We start from the raw sequence: 24111 nt of genomic DNA on the forward strand, positions 1-24111 counted from the left end.
GTCAGAGGCTAAACGTTTCCGCACCGCAATGGCGCTTATTCAATCGTGGTTCAGCGTGCTTCTAGCACGGCAAGCGCGCTTGAATGGTGTACAGGGCGCCTTTAGAGGATGACGTGACGCCGCATGGCCGACGAGGAGAGTTTCACATGAAGGTTGTTTCGAAGCTTGCGCTGACTGCCATGCTTGCGCTGGGTTCCACCGCGCTGGTGTCGACGCCGGCGCTGGCCCAGAAGGACAAGAAGGGCGCCGCCGCGAAGGAAGATCCCAACGCGCTGAAGGTAGGCGATGCCTTCCGTAAGGCCGCTCAGCCGGCGATGGACGCCGTGCAGGCGAAGAACTGGGCCGCTGCTACGCCTGCGCTCGACGCGCTGGACCAGGCTGCCCAGAACGATGACGAGAAATATTATGCCGCCTATCTGCGCTCCCGCGTGCAGATCGGCCAGAACGATCTGGCCGGCCTCACCAAGACGCTGCCGATCCTGATCGCCAGCCCGCGCACCCCGGCGAACGAGCTGCCGATCTACAAGCGCCAATATTACACGATCATCGGCAACCAGGCGCTGAACGAAAAGAAGTATCCGGAAGCGATCGACGGCCTCACCAAGGCGCGGGAAGCCGGCAACAACGACTTCGACGTCTCGATCGCGCTCGCCAATGCCTATGCGGCAACCGGCAAGCCGGCCGAATCCGTCGCCGAAGTGGATCGCGCGATCCAGGCAGTGAAGGCCACCGGCCAGAAGCCGCCGGTCGCCTGGTACCAGTTTGCCATCCCGCGGGTCTACGCGACGGGCAACCGCGCCGCGACCGCGGAGTGGATGAAGAAGATGATCGCCGAGTATCCGACCAAGCAGAACTGGCGCTGGGGCGTGCTGGTGATGCGCGGCAGCGCGGACCAGGCGGGCGGTCGCCTCACCGCGGCGCAGCGCATCGATCTCTATCGCCTGCTGCGCACCACCAAGGTGCTGGCCGACCAGAACGACTATCTCGACTATGCCGAATCGGTGAACGCTGCCGGTCTTCCCTGGGAAGCGGTGAAGGTGATCGACGAAGGTCGTGCTGACGGCAAGCTGCCGACCGGCAACGCCGACATTGCCCGCGTCTATGCCTCGGCGCAGACCAAGTCGAAGTCGGAAGGCTCGCTCACCCCGTTGATTAAGCAGTCGCAGGCGGCTGCCAACGGCAAGATGGCGGCGCAGACCGGCGACGCTTTCCTCGCCTCGGGCGACTATGCCAAGGCCGTGGAGCTGTACGACATGGCGCTGCAGAAGGGCGGCGTCGCTACCGACGACGTCAACCTGCACCGCGGCATCGCCCTGTACAATCTCGGCCGCAAGGACGAGGCGCGCACCGGCTTCGGCCAGGTCAAGGCTGCTCCGGCGGTCGACCTCGCGGCGCTGTGGATGGTGGCGCTGGACCTGCCGGCGCTTTCCTGATCGCTCTGGCGCCTGCCAAAAGAAAAGGGGCGGTCCCGCCGGACCGCCCCTTTTTTTGTGCCGGCTGGGCGTCACTCGATCAGGCTGTCAGCCCTGGAAGTCGGGCACCGGCACGCCGGGCAACGCCTTGGCGGTGCGGATGGTGAGCGACGTTTTGACGTGCTCGACATTGGGGGCGGTGGTCAGCCGCGTCGTAAGGATGGTCTGGAAGCTCTGCAGGTCGGGTGCGACGATCTTCAGGATGAAGTCGATCTCGCCGTTCAGCATGTGGCATTCGCGCACTTCGGGGATCTCGGCGACGAGCTGCTCGAAGGCACGGAGATCGCTTTCGGCTTGACTTTTCAGGCTCACCATCGCGAAGACGGTGAGGTTATAGCCAAGCGCGCTCGGATCGAGCGCGGCATGGTACCCCTTGATCGCACCTTCCTGTTCCAGCGCGCGAACGCGGCGCAGGCAGGGCGGGGCGGTGAGCCCGACCCTCTCGGCAAGCTCGACATTGGTCATGCGGCCATTTTCCTGGAGTAATCCGAGGATACGGACGTCGATCTCGTCGAATCGCATTTTTTTCTGGGGCTCCTGCGTGGGTTCGTTTCTTATCGGCGCTTCCTAGCATAATAAAATTACGCTTCAACGCAATTGTCCCACATTGCGACGTGCCGAAATGGACTGTTTCCACCATGCCTTGCATGGCGGTATGAACACATCGTGAGTGATTGGACCTTGGGGGACGACGGCGTTGCCGCTGCGCTTTGACGATACGCTGGAGACGGTGCTGGCCGGTGACCTGCGCTCGGCCACCGGCGCGCCGCTAGCGTGGCGCCAACTGGTTGATCTGCTGGGCCGCGGCCGGGTGTCGGCGGAGCCACGGGCCCTCGAGGCGCTCGACTCCATACGCGATTCGGTGCCGCTGACCGTACGCGCGGCGAGCGCGCGCGCGCTGGAAGGTGCGCAGCCGCCGGCCGACCTGGTGCGGCTTCTCGCGATCGACGATCTCAGCGTCGCGGTGCCGATCCTGCGCGAGGCGAAGATGTCCGAGCACGAATGGATCGCGCTGCTGCCGGCGCTGGCGCCCGGCGCGCGGCATGTCTTGCGCAATCGGCGCGATCTGCCGCCGGGCGTTGCTCGCGCGCTGGAGAGCTTCGGTGCGGTCGATTTCGTCCTGGCGGACCAGCGTGGCGATACCGGCCGCGCACCGGAAGACGGCGAGCCCGAGGGGCTATTCGCCGTTGCCGATCTGGTCGCGCGGATCGAGGCCTATCACCGCGATCGCGACGCTGCCAAGGCGGCGGTGTCGGGCAGCGAGCGTGCGCGCAATTTTCGCTTCGAAACCGATGCGGCGGGCGTGGTGCGCTGGGTGGACGGCGTCAGCCGGCCGCCGGTGATCGGCCTTTCGCTCGACTTGCAGGGGCTCGCCCGCGGCAGCCGGCTCGACGGCGTTGCGGCGGGGGCCTTCCGGCGGCGTGCCGGCTTTACCAATGCCCGCCTGACGATCGAGGGCGAATCGGATGCAGCGGGGGACTGGCTGGTCTCTGCGCTGCCGGCGTTCGAACCGATCACCGGCCGCTTCACCGGCTATCGCGGCACCGCAAGGCGCCCCCGCGCCGACGAGCGGGCCGAACCCGTGCGCCCGCCGATCGAAGCCGACGCACTCCGCCAGATCGTCCACGAACTGCGCACGCCGACCAATGCGATCGCCGGCTTTGCAGAGATGATCGAGACGCAGATGCTGGGTCCGGTGGCTGAGCCCTATCGTGATCGAGCCGCGGTAATCCGCGCCCAGGCGCGCGAGCTGCTCGGCGCGATCGACGACCTCGATCTGGCTGCCCGGATCGAGAGTGCAGCGCTGTCGCTGGGTCAAGGACGGGTGGCGCTGCGCCCACTGCTGGCCGCCATCGTTGCAGATCTCGGCGAATTGCTGACCCTGCGCGGCTCGGCGATCCTGCTGCCCGAGGAGGACATGATCGTTTCGGGCGATCGCCGAGCGATAGAGCGGCTGCTCGCCCGGCTGCTGGCAACGCTGGCTTCCGCCACGGGGCAGGGCGAGCGGCTGCAGCTCCGTTTCGCACAGGACGGCGAACGGCACGTCGCGATCCGGATCGCGCGGCCCCAGGCGCTCGGCCAGTATCCCGGCGAAGCGGTCCTGGGAATCGACGACGAGCAGGATGAGGACGGGACCCTGCTCGGCACCGGATTCGCGCTTCGCCTGGCGCGGAACCTGGCGCGCGAGCTGGGCGGCGGCCTGGTGATCGCGCCCGATCTGCTCACCCTGCGCTTGCCCGCCGCAGCGCCGGGTACACGCGAGCAGGTGCAACAGAACTGACCGCGACAACGCTGCTTGGGCTTGCAGCCTGGGCGGGGGCTCCGCTAGGGCATGCCGGCGCTGGGGGCCTGTAGCTCAATGGTTAGAGCTGGCCGCTCATAACGGCTAGGTTGCGGGTTCGAGTCCTGCCGGGCCCACCAGCGTGTCGCTTGGCCTGCGTTGCGGGGCCTTGTGTCCGCGGTGCGGACGCTCTAAGCGCGGCGGTTCGTCGGGGAGTGGCGCAGTCTGGTAGCGCATCTGGTTTGGGACCAGAGGGTCGCAGGTTCGAATCCTGTCTCCCCGACCATCCTTCAAAAACATCATACAGGTCCCATGGGCGTCACGCCGCACCCGCGCTGCAGTGGGTGCAGATCGCTGGCGACGACGCCACCGGGCGAAAAGGTGTCGCTGCTCCGCGCGCGCTGCTTGTGGGCGCATTTGTTCCAGTGCGGCGTTGCCCTTGTCGAAGCCGTGAACGCACACCAGCACTTGCTGCCCTGCATCTAAACTCTGCTTCGCAGCTGCAGCGAATCCTTGCGTTTTTCTCCATCTATTCGCTGCGGTTCTGGCTCGTGCTGCGCTTGCGAAAAAGCGGGCGCTTGCGGGGAACAAAATAGTTAATAGCGTGTTAAGGACTGGCGTTGAATATACGCCTCACATCGCTGTGCGCGATCTATGGTATTGCTTGATGAAGCTCTTCAATGATCAAGTAATAACTTCGCATAATTTGCATATATAGAATTAAATCTTGCGGTGACCCGTTAACGGCTATGTTTAGCCGTAATATGGGTGGGCCGAGATCCTCCGTAAAATTGTGAAAAGTTGACGCGAAGCCTCGATTCCCGTCGCGCATATCCTTTATTCGGAGGGGATTAACGGTGCCAGTGTTTCTGAATGGGGCATTTTTTGTATATTGTGATTGACGGGGCAGGATTTTCCGTGGAGTAGGGCGCTGCCGGCATTCCGTCGGTGTGTTAACCATTAGGGGGTTCTATGCGTAACCGTGTTCTCACCCTGCTGGCTGCTGCGACCGTTGCGGTTGCAGCCCCGGCCACCGCTTCGGCGGCGACCATCATCGGCGGTTTCTCGGCTGGTCTGGTCAATGTTAAGAGCAGCACCGCTACGATCGGTGCTGATACCACGTTCAGCAACGGCGGCGCCGCTGTGCTGGGTTCGAGCGGCGACCTGTCGTCGGTCAACGTGTTCACGGCGTTCGAGGCCTCGTCGGTCACGGCGACCCAGGGCTCCAACGTGACGTTCTCCGGCGTGTTCGGCTCGTTCGCCGGCCAGGTCGCGAAGGTCACCACGGGCCTGAACTTCGTCACCATCTACACGCTCGGTGACTTCACCCCGACCACCGCGTCGGGCTTCGAGAAGGGCAAGGCCTCGGTTGCCTTCACCTTCAACCAGGCCGGTGGCGCGAATTCGGACGTGTCGGGAAGCTTCAGCTTCGCGTCGCCGCCGAGCCCGATCCCCGAGCCCGCTACCTGGGGCATGATGATCGCGGGTGCCGGCATGGCCGGTGCTGCAGTGCGTCGTCGTCGCGCCAGCGCGAAGGTTGCCGCCGCCTAATTGGCGTCGAACCTTGTTACGGAAAGGGCGGTACCGGTGACGGTGCCGCCCTTTTTGTATGTGGAAAGCGGGCAGGGCGCTTCAGTACAGCCCGCCCAAGGCTCGGATCGTGTCGGTGGCCACGGCCAACTGGCTTGCCTGGATCGTGAGAAGCGCCCGCTGCGCATCCAGCGCGGCGGTCTGCGCGATCGTGACTTCCAGGAAATCGGCGGCGCCGTCGCGATAGCGGGTCATCGCCAGGTCTCGCGTGCGCTCGGCGGCGGCGGCGGCATCGCGCTGGTTACGTTCCTGGTCGATCAGATGGCGCCCGGTCGCGAGATCGTCCTCCACCTCGCGAAAGGCGGTCAGCACCGTCGCGCGGTACGTGGCGGCGGCCTCGTCATACTGGGCGCGCGAGATGCGGACATTCGCCCGCCGCGCACCCCCGTCGAAGATCGACAGCGCGGCCGATAGTGGGCCGAGTGCCCAGAAGCTGTTGTCGCTGCGCAGCAGGCCGACATTCGCTGCCTCGAACCCGGCAGCGCCTCCCAGTGTGAGGTTCGGGAACAGCGCCGCCCGCGCCACGCCGATCTGCGCATTGGCAGCGGCCACACGACGCTCGGCCGCGGCAATGTCGGGGCGGCGCTCGAGCAAGGTCGACGGCAGCGATGCGGGGATGGCGGGCGGGGCGATCAGCGTGTCGACCACCGGAATAGCGAAGGTAGACGGGCTCTCGCCGACCAGCACCGCGATGGCGTGCTCGTCGCGCGCACGATCGGCAGCGACTGCGTCCAGCTCGGCCTTGGCGCTGGCCAGCTGGCTTTGGGCACGGCTGACGTCAATCCCGGAAGCAATGCCGCCGCTGTGGCGGGTATCGGTCAGGTCATAGGCGCGCTGGAAGGCTGCCACGGTTTCCCGCAGCAGCACGGTCCGCGCATCGAGCCCGCGCATGTCGAAATAGACCGAGGCGAGCTGCGCCTGCAGCCCGAGCCGCACGCCTGCGACATCGGACGCGCTTGCCTGCGCATTCGCCCGGTTCGCCTGCACGGTGTTCCAAATGCGGCCGAACAGGTCCAGCTCGTAGCTGAGCGAGGCGCCGATCTGCTTGTTGGTGTAAGTCGCGGCTGTGCCCGGCGAATTGGGCCGGGCGGCGGAAACGCGGTCCCGCTCCACATCGGCCGCGATCCCGACTTGGGGCAGCAGTTCCGATCGGCTTCGGCGTACCAGCGCCTCGGCCTGGTCATAGCGCGCGACGGCTGCGGCAAGATTCGGGCTGCCCGCCTCGATCCGCTGCTCCAGCCCGTTCAGGGCCGGATCGCCGAAGATCTCCCACCATTTGCCCGCGGCCGGCACGTTCGACCCGGCCGTCTGCCACGGGCCGGCTTCCTTGTAGGCGGGGGCCGCCACGACCTCGGGCCGATGATAGTCAGGTGCCATGGAGCAGGCGGAAAGGCCGAGTGCCGTGGCCGCGACGAGCGCGCCCTTACTTGCGTGCATTGGCGATCACCTTGACCGGGTCGCCGGTCTGCAGCGAGTCCGGCGGATTGTCGATCACGCGGTCGTTCGGCGAGAGACCGGCGATCACCTCCACCACCTTGCCCTCGTCGCGGCCGAGCGTGACGGTGCGGAGCTGCGCCTTGCCGTCACTGCCGAGCACGGCGACCTGCGTGCCCTTGGACCCGATGATCAGCGCGCTCGGCGGCAAGGTGACGGCGTTGCCACCGCCCTTGAGCGGAAAGCTCGCCTGCGCATAGGAGCCCGGCTTCAGCGCGCGGTCGCCATTGGCGGCCTGCACCTCGACCAGCACCGTGCCCGAGGCGGGGTCGATGGCGTCGGCGGTGCGGGTCAGCGTCGCCTTGAAGCTTCGGTCGGGGAATTCCGGGAGCGAAAGATCGACTTCCATGCCCGGATGGATCTGCTGCGAATAGGCCTGGGGCACCTTCACATAGGCGCGGATCCGGCTGACATCGGCGACGGTGAAGAGCGGCGTGGAACTGGCATTGCCCGCCACGACCAGCGCGCCGATCTGGGTCGAGCGGCTGGTGACGACGCCGTCGAACGGCGCGACCAGCCGCGTGAAGCCGGTCAGCGCCTGGAGCCGCGCGACATTGGCGCGCGCCGCATTGGTTAGCGCCGACTTGGCGGCAAGATCGCCCTGCTTCTCGTCGGCTTCCTGCTTCGACACTGCATCCTTGGCGAGCATGGCGCTCCACCGGGTCGCGGTCGTCTGGGCGAGCTGCTGGTTGGCGCGGGCGGTCTGCAGGTCGGCGCGGGCGGCGGCGAGCTGCTGCTCGACATCGGGGGCGTCGAGGATCGCCAGCACCTGGCCGCGCCGCACCGGATCGCCCAGATCGACGAGCCAGCGGCGGACATAGCCAGTGGTGCGGGCATATATCGGCGCGCTGTTGAGCGCCTGCAGGTTTGCGGGCAGGCGCAGTGCATCGCTCGCCGCGGCGAGCGTGGGGTGGATCACGCTGACGCTCGGCACCGCCTGCTCGGCGGTCCAGGTGGTGAGGCTGCGCTCGGAATTGGCGCGCGTCACGATGCCGGTGGCAACCGCGCCGATCGCGACGAAACCCGCGACGGCCGCGACGATTTTGAGTCGGCCGTTGCCGTTCTCAGACATGCAATTCCTCCAATGGAATGGGCCGGCCGTCGGCGGGGGCGACGCCTGCCTTGCGCTTGTGGACGAGGCTGAAGATCACGGGGACGAACATCAGCGTCGCAAAGGTGGCGACGATCAGGCCGCCGATCACCGCACGGCCGAGGGGAGCATTCTGTTCGCCGCCCTCGCCGAAGCCGATCGCCATGGGCAGCATGCCGATGATCATCGCCAGCGCGGTCATCAGCACCGGGCGGAAGCGGACCAGGCCCGCCTCCATCGCGGCGGCAGTGGCGTCGCCGAGCTCGGCGAGCCGTTCGCGGGCGAAGCTGACCACCAGGATCGAGTTCGCGGTCGCCACGCCCATGCACATGATCGCGCCGGTGAGCGCCGGCACCGACAGGGTGGTCCCAGTGGTGAACAGCATCCAGATGATGCCGGCGATGGCGCCGGGCAGTGCGGTGATGATCACGAACGGATCGAGCCAGCTCTGGAAGTTCACCACGGTGAGCAGGTAGATCAGCACCACCGCGCCGATGAGCCCGAAGCCCAGGCCGTAAAAGGCGCTGTTCATCGTGGCATATTGGCCGCGCATGGTGACGGTGACGCCCTTGGGCGCTTCGCCCTTCAGCTGCTCGAGCACCTTGCCGATATCGGCCGAGACCGCGCCGAGATCGCGCCCGTTCGGCGTCGCGAAGATGTCGATGACGGGGTTGATGTTGTAGTGCGAGATCACCGCGGCGGCGTTGCTGCGCTGGATGTTGCCGATGCCGCCGAGCACTTGGCTGGCGCCGCCGCTCGTGCCCGTGACGGGCAGGTTGGCGAGATCGCTGATCGAGCCGACGCGATATTCCGGCGTCTGCGCGACCACCGCATAGGACACGCCGTTCTCCGGGTTCAGGTAGAAGACCGGCGCGGTCTGCGAGGTGCCGGCGAGCGAGCTGGCGACGCTGGTGGTCACGTCGCGCTCGGTCAGGCCGAACTGCCCGATGCGGCTGCGATCGACGTTCACGTCGAGCTGCGGGTAGCGCGACGATTGCTGGATGCGCGCGTCCGCCACGCCGCCGATCGTGCTGATCCGGCGCAGGATCTTGCGGGCATAGGCGGCATTGGCATCCGCATCGCGGCCGGAGACCTGGATGTCGATCGGCGCCGGCGCGCCGAAGTTGAGGATCTGGCTGGTGATGTCCGCCGGCAGGAAAGCGAACTGGGTGCCCGGATAGGCCTTGGGGAGCAACTCGCGCAGCTTCTTCACATAGTCAGCGGTCGGCGCGTGATCCTTACTGAGCTGGATCAGGATGTCGCCGTCCTGCGGGCCGACGGTGCCGGAGTTGTTGTAGGTCGTGTTGATCGCGCTGACCGGCAGGCCGATATTGTCGACCAGCGAGACCAGCTCGTCGGCCGGGATCACGCCGCGGATGGTGCGCTCGATCCGGTCGAACTGCGCCGAGGTATCCTCGATCCGCGAGCCGACCGGCGCGCGGACATGGATCGCCATCGCGCCCGCATCAACGTTCGGGAAGAAGTTCTGCCCGAGCAGCGGCACCAGGAACAGGGTCACCGCGATCACCAGGATGAAGGCGAGGATGAACGGCCGCGGCGTGGCGAGCGCCTTTTGCAGCAGCCCGCCATAGCCGGTACGGATCTTCTCGAAGCGATGCTCGAACCCGCGCTGGAAGCGCACCAGCGGATTGCGCGAACCCGGCGTGCCCGCCTCGTGGCCATGCCCCGGCGCATGCGGCTTGAGCAGGAACATCGCCATGGTCGGCACCAGCGTGCGCGACAGCAGGAACGACGCGATCATCGCGAACACCACCGACAGCGCCAGCGGCACGAACAGGAAGCCCGCAATGCCCGGCAGGAAGAACATCGGCACGAACACGATGCAGATGCACAGCAGCGAGACGAAGGCCGGCGTCACGATTTGCGCCGCGCCGTCGAGGATCGCGTCCTTGACCGACTTGCCCTGCTCCAGGTGCCAGTTGATGTTCTCGATCGTCACCGTCGCGTCGTCGACCAGGATGCCGACCGCGAGGCTGAGCCCGCCCAGCGTCATGATGTTGAGCGTGTTGCCGGTCGCCGACAGCGCGATGATCGCCGCCAGGATCGCCAGCGGGATCGAGATCGCGATGATCACTGTGGAACGCCACGAACCCAGGAACAGCAGGATCATCAGCGAGGTGAGGCCCGCGGCGATCACGCCTTCCTTGATCACGCCTTCGACCGCGGCCTTCACGAACAGCGACTGGTCGCCGATCGCCGCGACCTTCAGGCCGGGCAGCGTCGCGGTGGCCTTGGGCAGCGCATCCTTGATGCCCTGGACGATCGCCAGGGTGGAGGTCGCGCCGCTCTTGAGCACCGTCATCAGCACCGAGCGCGCGCCGTCGACATGCACCACGTTGGTCTGCGGTGCGGAGCCGTCGCGGACATGGGCGACGTCGCGCATGTAGATCGTCGCGCCGTTGACCACCTTCACGGGCAGCGCGTTCAGCTCGTCGATCGATCCCGGCGCGTTGTTGAGCTTGATGCTGTACTGATAGCCGCCGATCTTGGCGAAGCCGGCGGGATTGATCTGGTTCTGCGCGGCGATCGCATTGCCGACATCCTGCGCCGACAGGCCCTTGGATTGCAGCGCCTGCGGATCGAGGTCGATCTGCACCTGGCGCTGGCGCCCGCCCGACGGGTAGGGAATGGCGGCGCCCGGCACGGTGACGAGCGGCGGCCGCACCTGGTTCTGCGCGGTATCGAACAGCTGGCCCTCGGACATGCCCTTGCCCGACAGCGCGAGCTGGAGGATTGGCACGGTCGACGCGTTATAGTTGAGGATCAGCGGCGGGGTGATGCCCGGCGGCAGCTGGCGCAGCACGGTCTGCGAGATCGACGTCACCTGCGCGGTGGCGGTGCGGATATCGGCGCCGGGCTGGAAATAGATCTTCACCACGCCGATGCCCTGCATCGACTGACTCTCGACATGGTCGATATCGTTGACGGTAGTGGTCAGCACGCGCTCGAACGGCGTGACGATCCGCCCGGACATCTCGTCGGGCGACAGGCCGCTATACTGCCAGGCGACCGCGATCACCGGCACGCGAATGTCCGGAAAGATGTCGACGGGCGTCCGGATCGCGGCGAGCACGCCGAGGATCAGGATCAGAATAGCCATGACGATGAAGGTGAGCGGTCGCGTGAGCGCGACGCGGACGATCCCGATCAAGAGCGGCTCCGCCCGAGGAGGTCAGAAGAATGGAGAGCGGCCAGGCGCATCAGGGAAACTCCGGATTGACAGTGCGGCGCTGCTCCCGTTTCGCAGCCGCAGCATTCCCCTGCCTCTGCAAAACCATCCGCGTCCAATATCGTTTGCGGCATGATCGATATCTCGTATGTATCGAACCATGGAACTGCGCCATCTCCGCTACTTTGTCGGCGTTGCCGAAGAACTGCATTTCGCCCGCGCTGCTGCACGGCTCGGCATTTCCCAGCCGCCGCTCAGCCAGCAGATCGGCCAGCTCGAGGCAGAGCTTGGCGTTCGCCTGTTCGATCGGACCAGTCGCAGCGTGCAGCTCACCAGCGCCGGTCTTGCCTTCCTGCCCGCCGCACGCGCGACGCTGGAACAGGCCGAGCGGGCGATCAACATCGCCCACCGCGCAGCCCGCGGCGAATTGGGAGAGCTCAACCTGGGCTTCAACGCCTCGGCGCCCTTCGTGCCGATGATCGCCCGTTCGATCTTCGCCTTCCGCCAGGCATTTCCGGACGTGAAGCTCAACCTCACCGAGGTCGCCGGCTCGGCGCAGCTGACCGCGCTGGCCGACCATGCACTCGACGCCTGCTTCGTCCGCAGCAAGTGTCGGCCGGAAATGGGGGAGGGCATCGCGGTGACGCCAATCCTGCGCGAACGCCTGTTCGTGGCACTGCGCCCCGATCACCCGCTGGCCGACAAGGAAGTGACGCTACGCGACCTCGGCGGTGAGCCGATGATCGTCTATGCCCGCGAGCACGGCGCCACCTTCACCGACGAACTGCTGGGGATGTTGCGCGGCGTGGGCGTCGAGCCTCGGATCGAGCACCGGGTTCGCGAGGTCTCGACGCTGCTGGGCATGGTTGCGGCGGGCGTCGGCGTCGCCGTCGTCGCGGAATCGCTCTGCGCGCTGCAGTCGGCCAGGCTGGCGTATCGCCCGCTCGCCGATCCGGAATCGATCACCTCGATCTGGCTGATCCATCTCAGCGTGGACGCGAGCCTGCCCTGCCGAAATTTCCTCGGTATCGTAACGCGCGAGGCATCGGTCGTCTGAGAGCGGCGGGCACTCAGATCATTGGGAATACCAGTTAGCAGCGCTGCAGGATGATGGTCTCAGTCTTGATCGCCGCGAACAGGTTTCAATGGGGGTATTGGCCTCGGGTCCACTGGAGCGGCGAATGCGCTCAGCGATGGCGAGGCGGACTGCTGGCACAGCCGCAAAGCCATGTCGCGTCGCAGGGCCGCGAAATCCGGACCCCAAGCCTGTTGATTTTGATACGAACTAGTTCCTATAACGATTTCGACGCTTCAGCCAGGAGCGCGCCGGGAGAGGGAATTAGCGGTCATGGTCTCGTCCCATCGGGGGAGCGGCGTCCGGGCGACGCGCGTGCGGTACGTGATGCTGGGGCTTATCGCTACCGGCACCCTCATCAATTATCTCGATCGCACGATCCTTGGCGTTGCGGCGCCACTGCTCACCCGCGAATTGGGTATCAACCCCGCCCTGATGGGCTTGATCTTCTCCGCCTTCAGTTGGTCCTATGCCGCTGCGCAGGTGCCCGGGGGCGCGTTTCTCGATCGGTTCGGGACGCGGCTGACCTACACCCTCTCCGTCGCTTTCTGGTCGCTCTTCACGCTGTGCCAGGCATTCGTCACCGGGATTACCGGGCTGATCGGATTGCGATTGGCGCTGGGCGTCGCGGAGAGCCCCTGCTTTCCGGCCAACAGCCGCGTGGTGGCTACTTGGTTCCCGCGCAACGAGCGCGCCTTCGCCACCGGTGTCTACACGGTGGGCGAGTATATCGGGCTCGCGTTTCTCAGCCCGCTGCTGTTCGCGGCGATGGCGCATTTCGGCTGGCGATCACTGTTCGTGGGGGCGGGCGCTATCGGGCTGGGCTTCGCGCTGCTCTGGTGGAAACACTATCGGGAGCCACGCGAGAGCCGCGCCAACCAGGCCGAACTCGATGCGATCGTCGCAGGTGGCGCATTGCTCGACCAGCCGCCGCGCCAGCGCTTCGACTGGAACGCCGCCGGGCGCCTGCTCAAGACTCGCCAGATGTGGGGCATCTGCCTCGGCCAGTTCGCCGGCAATTCGACCTTGGTCTTCTTCCTCACCTGGTTCCCGACCTATCTTGCCAATGAGCGGCATATGGATTGGCTGAAGATCGGCTTCTTCGCGGTCGCGCCGTTCATCGCGGCCTCAGTGGGGGTGCTGTTCGGCGGTTGGTGGTCGGACCGGATGCTGGCGCGCGGCCGGTCGCCCAATGTCGCGCGCAAGCTGCCGATCATCCTGGGGCTGCTGCTCGCCTCCAGCATCGTCGCGGCCAATTTCGTTCGGAGCGACACGCTGGTCATCGCGATCCTCAGCCTCGCCTTCTTCGCGCAAGGTATGGCGGCGCTCGGCTGGACGCTGGTATCCGATCTTGCGCCCGAGGGGATGCTGGGGGTGAGCGGGGGCGTGTTCAACCTTGCCGCCAATCTGGCCGGGATCGTGACACCGCTGGTGGTGGGCGGCATCGTGGCGGTGACCGGCAGCTTCTTCTACGCGCTCGCCTTTATCGGCGGGGTCGCGCTGCTCGGTGCCTTTTCTTATATCTTCATCCTGGGCGACGTCCGCCGCATCGTGCTCGACTGACCCGTCAGTCGAGTAGCTGCGCGGGCCGGAAGCGGTTCTGCGCGGTCAGCCGGATGGTGGCATTGGGGGCGCCATAGCCGGCGTAATCGCGCCGTTCGACGAACTCGAAGAAGAAGGTACGGTCGAAGGCGCGGCTGTAGATCTGGCGGTAGCGCCGACCGGGTGCCTCTTCATCGACCAGGATGCCGTAGCGCCGGGCGTCGGCGTCCTCGGCCTCGCTCAGGCCGAAGCGCGCGGCGACGTCGTCGTGATAATTCGCGGGGATCGGCAGCGGTTCCAGCCCGCGCTCGGCAAGCAGCGGTGCTGCCGCGGCCATGTCGCCTACCCGCAATGCGATGTGCTGGAAGCCCGCGCCGAAGGACTGGTGCAGGAACCTGGCCGACAGCGCCTCGCGCGCGTCTGTGCTGTTCAGCGTGATGCGAAAGCTCCCGCTGCGGTTCTGGATTGCCTGGCTCTGTACCAGCCCGTTGGGATCGATCACGTCCTGCGGCATCTGCACCTCGACGTCGAACAGCGATCGCCAATAGAGCTGCCACGACAGGAATTCGTCGTTGGAGACTGTCGCGGCGAGATGGTCGATCGCCTGGACATCCACCCGGGGCGAGGTGGGCCTGTCGTCCAACACGAATTCGTCGGCCCAGATCGTGTCCATCGCCTCGGCATCGACGACATAGACCAAGCTACCGGCCACCCCGCGGAGCGCCGGCATCGCGGGCAGGTCGCTGCCATGCTGGGGCACGCCCAGCGCGCGGGCGCGGGCCATCGCCGCCGGGCCGTCCTTCACCACCAGCCCGATCGCGCAGATCGCGGTGCCGTGCATCGTGCGATAGGCGGCCGCAAAGCCCTGTTCCTCGAAGTTCAGGACGAAGCTGGCCGCCCCGGCCCGCCACAGCTCCACCGCCTTGTTGCGATGGCGGCCGATTCGGTCGAAGCCGGCGCCGTAGAGGATCGTGCCCAGTTCCGCACGGTCCTTTTCCGCCACGGCGAATTCCACGAACTCGACGCGGTCGATGATCGCGCGTGCGGGCATGCCGGTCTCGCGCCCGAGCTTGCGGGCGGCGGCGTCGCGCAGCGCGTCGAGCGACCGCAGCCCGTCGCGTGCCACCATCTCGGCGGAGCTGGCGCGGAAGCGATCGTTGAAGATCTCGAGGCTCAGCGGCCCCTGATAGCCGATCCGGAGGATCTCGGCGACATAGCCGGTCAGGTCCAGCCCGCCTTGGCCGGGCAGGTTGCGGAAGTGGCGGCTCCAATAGAGATAGTCCATGTCCATCCGTGGGGCGTCGGCAAGCTGGACGAAGACGAGCTTGGCTGGATCGATGGCACGGATCGACTCGCTCGGGATGTTGCGGGCGAGCGAGTGGAAGCTGTCGAGCAGTATGCCCAGGTTCGGGTGATCGGCCGCTTGCACGATCTCCCAGACCTGTCGGTGATCCTGAACATGCCGGCCCCAGGCGAGCGCCTCATAGCCGATCAGGATGCCATATTCGGCGGCGATGTCGGCAACGGCGCGCAGGTCGGCGATGATCTGCGCGCGATCTCCTGACGCCAGCGGCGAGGTGTTCGAGCAGAGCAGCAGCCGGTCACAGCCGAGCGTGCGCATCACCTCGAACTTCTGCCGGGCGCGGGCAAGCGCGCGGGCACGATGCGGCTCCGGCATTCCCTCCACGTCCCGCAGCGGCTGGTAGAGCACGCAGGCAAGGCCAAGCTCGTCGAGCATCCCGCGGACCGCCTCCGCCGAGAGCGCCGAAGCAACGAAATCGGTGTCGAAGATCTCCACCGCGCGGAATCCCGCCGTCGCGGCGGCGCGCAGCTTGTCCTCCAGCGTGCCGCTCAGCGAGACGGTGGCGATGGCGTTCAGCGCAGTCATGGTGCTTCCTTCGCATGGGGCAGGGGGAGGACCGCCAGCCGATCGGATTGGAACGAGCCGAGCCACAAATCGCCGTCCGCCAGCGCCGCCGCCGAGAGCCCGTTGAAGCCGGGGGCGGGTAGGCCATAGGCGACGGTCGCGACACGGTGATGGGCGAGGTCGAGTTCGCCGACCACCCAACCGCGATGACAGCGCATCGGATCGGCGACGCCATCGATCACGCGGCGCAGCCCGCCACAGGCGGGTTCGTCGAGGCGCATCCCGGCGAGCAGCAGGCGGCCGCCGGTCCAGTGGAGGTTGTCGGGCATGAAGTCCGGCGCGTCGACGCGCGCGAGCGGCACCCGCGTGTCAGTGCGGTCATAGACGACCACCGCGTGCCAGCCGAACGCGATCACGTAGAAGCGGCGCTGGTCGGGGTCGACTTCGAGGCCGTTATTGCCGGGCAGTTCGGTGCCGGGCAGCAGGGTGAAGCTGGGGGCACCGGGGGCGAGGCGCCAGACGCCGCCGGTCACCCGGCCCTCGACGAAATCGGCGATGCTGGTGCCCGGCCGGGTGAGCACCGTCGCGAGGATGGTGCCGTCGGCGAAGCTGGCGACGGCGTTCGCCACCTGTCCCGGCGGCATGGGCTGGCATCCGCGCCAGGTGAGCCTCGGCGGGCCGGCGCCGAGCGTTATGTCGAACTGCTCGATCGACTCGCGGCCGCCATGATTGACGACGAGGAGCCGCCAATGTCCGGCATCCAGCTTCCGCAGCGAGAGACCGCGCGCATTGAACAGCGCGGGGTCCAAAGGGCCGGGACAGGAGCGGGTGAGGGCCGGATCGGGCTGGATCTGATCGGGGGCGCCGGTGAACCAGCGGGTCAGCTGTCGGTCGCGACGATCGACGAGCTTCAGCCCCGCGCCGGGCGAAAAGCCGCTCGCGACCAGCCACGGCGTGTCCGGCAGCACCAGGACGTCCTCGGGCTTCTCCGCGCCGCACACATAAGCGAGCGGCGGATCGGGGGGGCAGGCGGCCGCGGCGCTCTGGCCAGCGGCCAGCATGCCGGCCAAGGCGAGCAGCAGGCTCAATCGCGCGGCCTCGTGCGGGGCTCGGTCGGTGCGGTGGGGCTTTCGAACAGCGGCATGTCGGCGAAGTGGGGCCAGGCAACCACCGTGCTGGTCGGCGCCAGCCGCACGAGGCGGGGAGCGTCGAGGCTTGCCGCCGGCCAGCGGCCGATCGAGGGGCTGCTGGGCGTGCCGGTCCGCGCGAAGGCGAGCAGCGCTTCCGCCATGTCCCGTTCGAGCGAGGCGTCGCCGGGCTCCCAGTTTCGGGTGACTCGGAACAGGTTGAGCGCGTCGCGGGTGCGGAGCCAATAGGGCACGTCGCCGGTGTGATAGGCGCCGACCTTCGCCGGATCATGATCGCTGAAGGTGATGCCCGGCGCATAGGGATGGCGGCGGGTGAAGAGATAGGCATAGACCGGCTGGGTGCCGTAGCGCAGCTGGTAGCGCGCCCAGTCCGCCATCTGCGCGCCGACGGTCGAATCGCGCGCGATATCGGCGGCGATGCGAGCGACGTCTTCGCCGGGATAAGCGGCGAGGATCGCCCCGGCCTTGTCGCCGAAGCGGCTGCGCAGCGCGCTCGCCAGCGCCGCCCGGTCGGCGAGCGGGCCGAAGGGGCGGAAGCTTTCGTCCCGGGTATAGCCGATCAGTATGGGCACATCGCTCTGGCGGTGCGCGCCAAACACGGCTTCCGCGGTGCCGGTGACGACATGCCCGTCGAGGACGATCGCGGCGCGCGGGCTTTGCGCGGCGGCGATCTTATCGCCTGGCAGCGAGCGTAGCTCGGCGAGGGTGGCGGCGCCCAGTTCCTTCGCCATTGCCGTGCCCTGCTGTTCGGCGATCGCGAGCGGCGCCGGCCCCAGCATTCCGCCGAAGCTGCTGCCGCTCATTCCTACGGCGCGCTGGAACAGGCCGCGCGCGAGCGGGCTCCGCTGGAGCAGCGACACCGACATGGAGCCCGCCGACTGGCCGATGATCGTCACCTTGTCGGGATCGCCGCCGAAGCGGGCGATGTTGCGGTGGATCCATTGCAATGCCGCGATCTGGTCCATCAGCCCGTAATTGCCCGAGCCGCCATAGTCCGATTCCCGGCTGAGCTCTGGATGGGCGAAGAAGCCGAGCGGCCCCACCCGATAGGCGATGTTGACGCGAACCACGCCGTCCTGCGCGAGCGGCTCGCCCGAATAGTTCGCCATGCTGGCCGAACCGATGTTGAATCCGCCGCCATAGATCCACACCAGCACCGGTGCCTTGCGTGCGGTGCGGGGCTTCCAGATGTTGAGATAGAGGCAGTCCTCGCTGGTCGCCTCCTCGCCGAAATAATGGTTCTGCAGCGAACCGCGCAGCGGCTGCAGGCATTCGGGGGCTAAGCGATCGGCATGGAAAACGCCCGTCCACGCCGCACGGGGCTGCGGCGGTTTCCAGCGCAGGTCGCGCACCGGCGGTGCGGCGAAGGGCACGCCGAGAAAGGCATCGACGCCGGCGGGCAGGGCCACGCCTTCGAGGCGGCCTTGTTCCACTTGGGCCGATGGTGCCGAGGGCGCCGCATGCTGGCCGCTGAGCAGCACCAGGGCCGCCGCCGCGGCAGCGATGCGGCGGCGCGTCACTTGCGGGGTACTCCCAGCACCTTGTGGAAGAAGTCGAACGTCGCGTTGGTCGCCTTCAGCGTCGCGTCTCGCGTTGCTTCGGGCGTTGCGCCGATGAAACTGTGGTCGACGCCCGGGATATAGATCGTCGCCACCGGCACGCCGGCGCGGCGCAGGGCGGCTTCGGCGAGGCGCGACTGGGCGATCGGCACGGTCTTGTCCTGCTCGCCATGGATCAGCAGAAAGGGCGGATCCTTAGCGTCGATATAGGTCACCGGGCTAGCGGCGCGGAGCCGGTCCTCGGGGCACGCGCCCTCGCAGCCGAGCAGCCGGCGGCCGGCGGCATTGCCGTCGTTGTTGCTGGCCAGGCTGGTGAAGTCGAACGCGCCGTACCAGGTGACGGCCGCCTGCACGCAGCCATCCTTGCCCGCCGACGGATCGAGGGTCGTGTCGCGACAGGTGAGGGCGGTCATCGCGGCGATATGGCCGCCGGCCGATCCGCCCCACACGCCGACCCGCGCGGGATCGATGCGGTACTCCGCGGCATGGGTGCGCAGGAAGCGGATCGCCGCGTTGGCATCCTGCAGCTGCGCCGGGAACCTGGCTTCGCCGGACAGGCGATATTCGAGGCTGGCGACGGTGAAGCCTTCGGCCGCGAAGGCGGCGAGGACCGCCGGGAAATCGGCCAGCGCTCCGGAATGGCGGGTATGGCCGGCCATCCAGCCACCGCCATGGATGTAGAGCACCAGCGGATGCGGACCCGGTGTCGCGGGGACGTAGATATCGACGATCTGCGGCCGATAGCCGGGCAGGGTCTGGTAGACGACGTCGCGATAGGCTTTCACCCCGCCGGGGAAGGCAACGGGGACGACCGGGAACTTGTCTTCCAGCACCGGTGCGGGCGCCACGGGGAAGCTCCGGGTCTGGGCCTGCGCCGTTCCGGTGACGGCGAACGCCGGTAGCAGGAGCGCGATCCGCGCAAGAGTTTTCGTCATCCAGCCTCTCCCTTATTCAGCGGCTTCGGCCGCGCTTTGGCAAAGGCTTATCAGCTTGCACGGCAGTCGCAACAAAAAAGAGGAACAAGTTCGTACCACTAACTTGACGACGCCTCGTGGAATGTCTTTGCGCAGCGAGTTGTGGCGGATAGGAAACACCAATGTCCGACGCAGAAACCGCAGCCGACGCCGCGCCCGAAGCCGAAGGTGTCCGCACGCCCCGCACGCGCGCCCAGGCGCGCGAAGAGGCGATCAACGCCATTCTCGACATTGCGACCGAGGAGTTCGTGGAAAAGGGGCTGGCCGGCGCCCGGATCGACGAGATCGCGGGGCGCGCCACCAAGCGCAAGATCTACTATTATTTCGGCAGCAAGGACGAACTGTACCGTGCGGTGCTGGAGCGCGCCTATCGCCGCGTTCGCGCCAGCGAGCGCGAGGTCGACATCGATAGCGGCAGCGCGGCCGACGCCCTGCGCCGGCTGGTCGAGCATGATGTCCGCTACCATTCACAGCACCCCGAACTCGTTCGACTGGTGATGAACGAGAATATCCATCGGGCCGAGCATCTGAAACAGATCGAGGGCCTTCCCGCAAACAATCGCCGGGTGATCGATCTGCTCGCTCGCATTCTTGCGCGCGGCGAAGCGGAGGGCCTGTTCCGCCCCGGCATCGACCCGGTCGACCTGCACATGAACATGACCGCACTCGCCTTTTACAACGTCTCCAACCAGTTCACGTTCGCGCATAATTTCGGCGTGGACATGCACAGCCCCGAAGCGATCGAGCGACGGGCGCAGCAGGTGGGCGACATCCTGCTCGCCTGGGTAGTTTCCCCCGGACCTGCAGACGGGTGATGCAATTTATTTGACAGGAACGAGTTCGTAACACTAAGTCACTCCCGACGCCGGCGACAAGTCCAGCGCATCGGGAGAGAGGCTATGAAGGGCAATGCGCGCGCGCGGTTCGCGCTGACTGCATCCATGCTGGCAATGGGCACGGCGGCGCTTCCCGCCGCCGCACAGGATATGGCAGGCGCGCCGCCGGCGGTGAGCGACCACCAGGCCGAAGAGATCATCGTCACCGGATCGCTTATCCGTCGCCCCAACGACAGTTCGGCCAGCCCGATCACCTCGGTCAGCACCGAGGCGCTGAAGCAGACCGGCACGGTCAACGTCGTCGACGCGCTCAACCAGATCCCGAGCTTCACCGTCTCCGGCAACGGCAGCACCGGCGGGCAGGGCCAAGGCGGCCGCTCGACCGTCAACCTGCACGGTCTGGGCTCGAACCGGAACCTCGTGCTGCTCGACGGGCGGCGCCTGCCGGTTTCCGACGTGAACGGCAATGTCGACATCAACATCCTGCCTGACGCGATCCTCGAAGGGGTGGACGTGATCACCGGCGGCGCGTCGGCGGTCTATGGTTCGGACGCGATTTCCGGCGTGGTGAACTTCAAGACGGTGCGTAGCCTGGAGGGCGTGCGCGTCGACCTGCAGAACGGCATCTCGGAGCGGGGCGATTCCTATCGCTTCAACGGCTCGGTGGCGTTCGGCAGCAACTTTGCCGACAATCGCGGTCATGTCGTCGCCGCGTTCAGCTATGCCAAGACCGATCCGGTCAACGGCAGCAGCCGCAGCTTCTTCAACGACAAGACGCCGTCGTCCTTCATCGGCACCGGCACCTTCGTGCCGAGCGCGACCAACGCGCCCAGCGTCGCCGCGGTGAACGGCGTGTTCGCCGGCTATGGCAACACCAGCACGATCAACCCGCTGCTGAACCTTGGCTTCAACAATGACGGCACGCTCTTCGTGCAGACCGGCGCGGTGAATTATCGCGGATCGACCAATAGCCAAGGCTATCTGATCGTGGGCAACAATGTCCGCATGCCGGTGGGTCAGCAGATCGACTTCCAGAATGCGATGGATCGCAAGACCGCGTTCCTGAAGGGCGATTACGAAGTGCGGCCGGGCCTGACGGCGTACGGCCAGTTCATGTATGTCGATCTGAAGGTCCACACCGCCAGTGGCGGCAGCCTCACCCAGTTCGGCGCGCTGACCAGCGTCCCTGTTTCCAATCCTTTTATCCCGGCGGCGCTGCGGACGATCCTTGCCTCGCGCCCGAATGCGACGGCACCGTTCACCTGGAACGGCCGCTATGTCGGCGTGCCCTACAAGAGCTTCGACGAAGAATATACGATCCAGCAATATCTTGCGGGCTTGCGCGGAGACATTGCGCCGGGTTGGAGCTTCGATGCCTTCGTCTCCTATGACGAATCCAACCACGACCAGAAGATCAACAACGCCGTGCTGAAGAGCCGCGTGCAGACGCTGCTCAACGCGCCCGATGGCGGCGCCTCGACCTGCGCGGGCGGGCTGAACATCTTCGGCGATGCGAACGCGCGCGGGCTGTCGGCGGCGTGCCGCGCCTATATCACCAAGACGGCCTTCTCGAACGAGGACCTGTCGCAGACCCAGGCGCAGCTGCAGGTGAACGGCAAGCTGTTCGACCTCGGCGCGGGCCCGGCGCAGGTGGCGTTCGTCGGCAGCTATCGCCGCAACACCTACGACTTCACGCCGGACAGCGATCTCGCCGCGCAGAACATCGAATCGGTCATCGCCTCGGCGTCCGCCATCGGCCGGGTTTCGGTCAAGGAGTTCGCCGCGCAGGTCGATGTGCCGCTGCTTGCCAACCGGCCCTTCTTCCACGAGCTCGGGATCGGCGGGGCGGTGCGTTTCTCGGATTATTCGGTCACCGGAAGCGTGACCAGCTATGAGGGCGATCTGCGCTGGCGCCCGGTCAAGCCGCTGCTGATCCGCGGCAGCTACCAGCGGGCCGTGCGCGCGCCCAATATCGGCGAGCTGTTCACGCCCGCCTCCGGCACTCAGCTCGTGATCGGCACCCCGCCGGGCTCGCTGGGCGATCCGTGCGACGTACGCTCGAGGGCGCGGACCGGCACCAATGGCGCGCATGTCGCGGCGCTGTGCGTCGCCCAGGGTGTGCCGGGCGCGGCGATCGGCTCCTATACCTTCCCGACCACGGCGACCGGCCAGACCATCGCGGGCAACAAGGCCCTCACGCCGGAAAAGGCGGACACCTACAATCTCGGTTTTGTGTTCAACACGCCGGGATCGAGCCGCTTCGGCGACCTGACGGTTTCCGTCGATTATTATAACATCAAGGTGTCGAACGTGATCTCGACCGTCCCGGGCCTGACCGTGCTGTCGAAATGCTTCAACCTCGACGGGACCAACCCCAATTACGACGCCGGAAATGCCTATTGCGGACTGATCCAGCGCGATGCGACCGGCCAGATCGTCACGGTCAACACGCCCTATCTGAACATCGGCGGCCTGCGCACCGACGGTGTGGAATTCCAGGTCAACTGGAGTGTGCCTGCCGCGTTCCTGGGTACGTCGGCGCGGCTCTTCGCCAATGTCGGAGTCGACTGGACGCGCAACTACAAGGTCCAGCTGCTGCCCGGCGCGGCGTTCCTCAACTATACCGGCATCAGCAACGGCGGCGCGCTGCCGAGCAGCGTGCCCCCGCGTGCCACGCCGGAATGGCGCTCGCTCACCTCGTTCGGCTATCGCTCGGATCGCGGCAGCTTCGGCCTGCGCTGGCGCTATCAGGACAAGCTGGCCGACATCAGCTCGGTGCTGACGCCGGCCACCGCGCAGGTGGGCGTGGGCGCCTACGCGACATGGGACGCGTTTGCGACGATCAAGGCGGCCAAGGGGTTCGAGTTCCGGCTGGGCGTGAACAACCTGTTCGACAAGAGCCTGCCCTTCGTGGCCAGTTCGCAGAACGGCACCGATGTTGCGCTCTACGATGCGATCGGCCGCTCCTTCTATGCAGGCGTTCGGTTTGGGTTCTGAGGGGAGGGGGCGGTACATGCCGCCCCCGACCCAGGTTCGAGAGTGAAAGCGATGATGAAATCCGGGCTGATCGGCCGTTCGATCCAGGCGTCCCGATCGCCCTGGATCCATGAGGAGGAAGCGCGCGCCCAGGGGCTCGCGCTGCGCTACACGCTCTTCGACTTCGACGCCCTGGCGCTACCCGATTCTGCGCTGGGCGATCAGCTCGCCCGACTGCGTGACGAGGGCTATCATGGCTTCAACGTCACCTACCCGTTCAAGCAGGCGGTGATGCCGCTGCTCGACGACCTGGCGGAAAGCGCGCGGGTCGTGGGGGCGGTGAACACGGTGGCGGTCCGCGACGGGCGGCTCACCGGCCATAATACAGATATGATCGGATTCCGGGAGAGCCTGCGCGCAGGATTGCCGCACGCCCGGCTGGACCATGTCCTGCAGGTCGGCGCCGGGGGTGCCGGCGCGGCGGTGGCGAATGCGCTGCTCTCCCTGGGCGTGCGGCACCTTCGGATTGCGGATGTCGACGTGCATCGCGCGGGAGAATTGGCCGATCGCCTGCGGCACCATTTCCCCGATGCCGTGGTCGAGGTCGTTGCGTCGGACCGGTCTGGTCCCGAGGCTGTCGACGGCGTCGTCAACGCGACGCCGATCGGCATGACGTCCAAGCCGGGAACGTCGATCGACACCGCCGGGCTGCGAGGCGAGCAATGGGTTGCCGATATCGTGTATTTCCCGCGCGAAACGCAATTGTTGCGCGAGGCGCGCGCGGTCGGCTGCGCGGTGCTGGACGGGACCGGCATGGTGATCCGCCAGGCGGCAGAGGCGTTCGAGATCATCACCGGCCACCACGCCGACGTCACCCGCATGACTGCCGCGTTCGACCAGAGCTGAGCGACCCGGGACGAGAGTAGCCGCGGGCGTCCCAGGTCCTCGATTGCCTTGCTCGCCGCGGGCAGACCGCTATGATCTATAACAATGGCGAGCCGACGATACGGTGCGCCG

16 protein-coding genes and 2 tRNA genes are annotated in these 24111 nt (G+C 66.7%); 10 read left to right on the forward strand and 8 right to left on the reverse strand.

The window, feature by feature from the left end:
- The first annotated feature begins 146 nt into the window (after window positions 1–146).
- A complete protein-coding gene (locus ACTJKY_RS20290; RefSeq protein ID WP_440847901.1) occupies window positions 147–1433 on the forward strand; it encodes a tetratricopeptide repeat protein in 1287 nt (428 codons plus the stop codon).
- An 87-nt stretch (window positions 1434–1520) separates the two neighbouring features.
- On the opposite strand, the gene ACTJKY_RS20295 is transcribed toward ACTJKY_RS20290, so the two are convergent.
- A complete protein-coding gene (locus tag ACTJKY_RS20295; RefSeq protein ID WP_440847902.1) occupies window positions 1521–1994 on the reverse strand; it encodes an Lrp/AsnC family transcriptional regulator in 474 nt (157 codons plus the stop codon).
- Between the two features lie 175 nt (window positions 1995–2169).
- Between ACTJKY_RS20295 and ACTJKY_RS20300 the strand changes: the two genes are divergently transcribed.
- From ACTJKY_RS20300 to ACTJKY_RS20315, 4 genes are all read left to right on the forward strand, one after another.
- Window positions 2170–3753, forward strand: coding sequence for a histidine kinase dimerization/phospho-acceptor domain-containing protein (locus ACTJKY_RS20300; RefSeq protein WP_440847903.1), 1584 nt, complete (start codon window positions 2170–2172; stop codon window positions 3751–3753).
- A gap of 64 nt (window positions 3754–3817) precedes the next feature.
- Window positions 3818–3893, forward strand: a tRNA-Ile gene (locus tag ACTJKY_RS20305).
- A 69-nt stretch (window positions 3894–3962) separates the two neighbouring features.
- Window positions 3963–4039: transfer RNA gene (locus ACTJKY_RS20310), tRNA-Pro, on the forward strand.
- Between the two features lie 686 nt (window positions 4040–4725).
- Complete coding sequence (locus ACTJKY_RS20315; protein ID WP_440847904.1) at window positions 4726–5304, forward strand: PEPxxWA-CTERM sorting domain-containing protein; 579 nt, start codon at window positions 4726–4728, stop codon at window positions 5302–5304.
- A gap of 81 nt (window positions 5305–5385) precedes the next feature.
- Here the strand turns inward: ACTJKY_RS20315 and ACTJKY_RS20320 are convergent, their stop codons facing one another.
- Genes ACTJKY_RS20320 through ACTJKY_RS20330 form a run of 3 tightly spaced genes read right to left on the reverse strand, consistent with a single transcriptional unit; the run spans window position 5386 to window position 11099 of the window.
- Window positions 5386–6780: an efflux transporter outer membrane subunit gene (locus tag ACTJKY_RS20320; protein WP_440847905.1), complete on the reverse strand. Its 1395-nt coding sequence runs from the start codon at window positions 6778–6780 to the stop codon at window positions 5386–5388.
- Window positions 6767–7909, reverse strand: coding sequence for an efflux RND transporter periplasmic adaptor subunit (locus ACTJKY_RS20325; protein ID WP_440847906.1), 1143 nt, complete (start codon window positions 7907–7909; stop codon window positions 6767–6769). Before ACTJKY_RS20325 ends, ACTJKY_RS20320 begins: the two co-directional genes overlap by 14 nt.
- Complete coding sequence (locus tag ACTJKY_RS20330) at window positions 7902–11099, reverse strand: efflux RND transporter permease subunit (RefSeq protein WP_440847907.1); 3198 nt, start codon at window positions 11097–11099, stop codon at window positions 7902–7904. Before ACTJKY_RS20330 ends, ACTJKY_RS20325 begins: the two co-directional genes overlap by 8 nt.
- A gap of 178 nt (window positions 11100–11277) precedes the next feature.
- On the opposite strand from ACTJKY_RS20330, the gene ACTJKY_RS20335 reads away from it, so the two are divergent.
- Window positions 11278–12174 (forward strand): LysR substrate-binding domain-containing protein, encoded by an 897-nt coding sequence (locus ACTJKY_RS20335; RefSeq protein ID WP_440847908.1) that lies wholly within the window; start codon window positions 11278–11280, stop codon window positions 12172–12174.
- Window positions 12175–12519: 345 nt separating this feature from the next.
- Window positions 12520–13755 carry an MFS transporter gene (locus ACTJKY_RS20340; protein ID WP_440847909.1) on the forward strand — a complete coding sequence of 412 codons (1236 nt, stop codon included), beginning with the start codon at window positions 12520–12522 and terminating at the stop codon, window positions 13753–13755.
- A 4-nt stretch (window positions 13756–13759) separates the two neighbouring features.
- Here the strand turns inward: ACTJKY_RS20340 and ACTJKY_RS20345 are convergent, their stop codons facing one another.
- From ACTJKY_RS20345 to ACTJKY_RS20360, 4 genes are read right to left on the reverse strand one after another with little or no spacing between them, the layout of a single operon-like run.
- Window positions 13760–15622 (reverse strand): bifunctional sugar phosphate isomerase/epimerase/4-hydroxyphenylpyruvate dioxygenase family protein, encoded by a 1863-nt coding sequence (locus ACTJKY_RS20345; protein ID WP_440847910.1) that lies wholly within the window; start codon window positions 15620–15622, stop codon window positions 13760–13762.
- Window positions 15619–16689 (reverse strand): hypothetical protein, encoded by a 1071-nt coding sequence (locus ACTJKY_RS20350; protein ID WP_440847911.1) that lies wholly within the window; start codon window positions 16687–16689, stop codon window positions 15619–15621. Before ACTJKY_RS20350 ends, ACTJKY_RS20345 begins: the two co-directional genes overlap by 4 nt.
- Window positions 16686–18269, reverse strand: coding sequence for a carboxylesterase/lipase family protein (locus ACTJKY_RS20355; protein WP_440847912.1), 1584 nt, complete (start codon window positions 18267–18269; stop codon window positions 16686–16688). Before ACTJKY_RS20355 ends, ACTJKY_RS20350 begins: the two co-directional genes overlap by 4 nt.
- The gene (locus ACTJKY_RS20360) at window positions 18266–19243 is read right to left on the reverse strand and encodes an alpha/beta fold hydrolase (RefSeq protein WP_440847913.1); all 978 of its coding nucleotides are present in this window, start codon (window positions 19241–19243) and stop codon (window positions 18266–18268) included. The genes ACTJKY_RS20355 and ACTJKY_RS20360 overlap by 4 nt, the downstream gene beginning before the upstream one ends.
- A 161-nt stretch (window positions 19244–19404) precedes the next feature.
- Between ACTJKY_RS20360 and ACTJKY_RS20365 the strand changes: the two genes are divergently transcribed.
- From ACTJKY_RS20365 to aroE, 3 genes are all read left to right on the forward strand, one after another.
- On the forward strand, window positions 19405–20097 hold the full coding sequence (locus tag ACTJKY_RS20365; protein WP_440847914.1) for a TetR/AcrR family transcriptional regulator: 693 nt from the start codon (window positions 19405–19407) through the stop codon (window positions 20095–20097).
- Window positions 20098–20181: 84 nt separating this feature from the next.
- A complete protein-coding gene (locus ACTJKY_RS20370; protein WP_440847915.1) occupies window positions 20182–23115 on the forward strand; it encodes a TonB-dependent receptor domain-containing protein in 2934 nt (977 codons plus the stop codon).
- A gap of 51 nt (window positions 23116–23166) precedes the next feature.
- Window positions 23167–24000, forward strand: a complete 834-nt coding sequence (gene aroE, locus ACTJKY_RS20375) for a shikimate dehydrogenase (RefSeq protein WP_440847916.1) — start codon at window positions 23167–23169, stop codon at window positions 23998–24000.
- Window positions 24001–24111 lie beyond the last annotated feature (111 nt).

It is taken from the genome of Sphingomonas sp. 22176, from assembly GCF_052045505.1.
GTDB lineage: Bacteria > Pseudomonadota > Alphaproteobacteria > Sphingomonadales > Sphingomonadaceae > Sphingomonas.

Bases quoted from the DNA above. Each gene is read 5' to 3' on its own strand.
- ACTJKY_RS20290 (WP_440847901.1), top strand. From the start codon at position 147: ATGAAGGTTGTTTCGAAGCTTGCGCTGACTGCCATGCTTGCGCTGGGT.
- ACTJKY_RS20295 (WP_440847902.1), bottom strand. From the start codon at position 1,994: ATGCGATTCGACGAGATCGACGTCCGTATCCTCGGATTACTCCAGGAA.
- ACTJKY_RS20315 (WP_440847904.1), top strand. From the start codon at position 4,726: ATGCGTAACCGTGTTCTCACCCTGCTGGCTGCTGCGACCGTTGCGGTT.
- ACTJKY_RS20320 (WP_440847905.1), bottom strand. From the start codon at position 6,780: ATGCACGCAAGTAAGGGCGCGCTCGTCGCGGCCACGGCACTCGGCCTT.
- ACTJKY_RS20325 (WP_440847906.1), bottom strand. From the start codon at position 7,909: ATGTCTGAGAACGGCAACGGCCGACTCAAAATCGTCGCGGCCGTCGCG.
- ACTJKY_RS20335 (WP_440847908.1), top strand. From the start codon at position 11,278: ATGGAACTGCGCCATCTCCGCTACTTTGTCGGCGTTGCCGAAGAACTG.
- ACTJKY_RS20340 (WP_440847909.1), top strand. From the start codon at position 12,520: ATGCTGGGGCTTATCGCTACCGGCACCCTCATCAATTATCTCGATCGC.
- ACTJKY_RS20345 (WP_440847910.1), bottom strand. From the start codon at position 15,622: ATGACTGCGCTGAACGCCATCGCCACCGTCTCGCTGAGCGGCACGCTG.
- ACTJKY_RS20360 (WP_440847913.1), bottom strand. From the start codon at position 19,243: ATGACGAAAACTCTTGCGCGGATCGCGCTCCTGCTACCGGCGTTCGCC.
- ACTJKY_RS20365 (WP_440847914.1), top strand. From the start codon at position 19,405: ATGTCCGACGCAGAAACCGCAGCCGACGCCGCGCCCGAAGCCGAAGGT.
- ACTJKY_RS20370 (WP_440847915.1), top strand. From the start codon at position 20,182: ATGAAGGGCAATGCGCGCGCGCGGTTCGCGCTGACTGCATCCATGCTG.
- aroE (WP_440847916.1), top strand. From the start codon at position 23,167: ATGATGAAATCCGGGCTGATCGGCCGTTCGATCCAGGCGTCCCGATCG.